Below are 609 nucleotides of genomic sequence, written 5' to 3'. Positions count from 1 at the left end.
TTACTGTCTTTGCCATGCTTGGCTAAGACTGCTATAGCTTTATCATTTAACTCACGAAGTTGAGTGAAGCGAATGCGAGCCTCTTCTGGATCTGGGTCACCGTCGCCTTCTTCTTCCTCTTTGTCATCACCCTCTTCTTCATCGTCATCGTCGTCATCATCATCATCGTCATCGTCGGTAATGATAACGTCGACTTCAACCTCATCAGGAATGCTATTGTCATCCGGGTCGATGTAACCGATTAGAAGCTCACTTAAGCGCCCCTCTTCGGTCTGAGTGTTATCGTATGCTGAAAGAACAAGGCTCACTGCACCGGGTAGATAAGACACAGAGTGCATGACTTGGCGCAAGCCTTCCTCAATGCGCTTGGCAATGACGATCTCACCTTCACGAGTCAGTAGCTCAACCGTGCCCATCTCACGCATATACAGACGCACAGGGTCAGTGGTGCGACCAATATCAGACTCAACGGCGGCCAAGGCAGTCACGGCTTCATCAGTCACATCTTCATCTGAGGAAGAGTCACCGTCGGTCATCAATAGCGTCTCGGCATCCGGCGCTTCTTCTGAAACCGATATACCCATGTCATTGATCATACGGATGATATCT

General features: G+C 49.4%; 1 protein-coding gene. It reads right to left on the bottom strand.

Features of this window, described 5'->3' with window-relative positions; genetic code table 11:
• The coding region (locus BTA35_RS16520) for a sigma-70 factor domain-containing protein (protein ID WP_274378441.1) at positions 1-609 on the bottom strand (609 nt) is incomplete at both ends.

It is taken from the genome of Oceanospirillum linum, assembly GCF_001995095.2.
GTDB lineage: Bacteria > Pseudomonadota > Gammaproteobacteria > Pseudomonadales > Halomonadaceae > Oceanospirillum > Oceanospirillum linum.
Note: the sequence above shows the minus strand (reverse complement) of the source record. Positions and strands in the feature narration are given on the sequence as shown.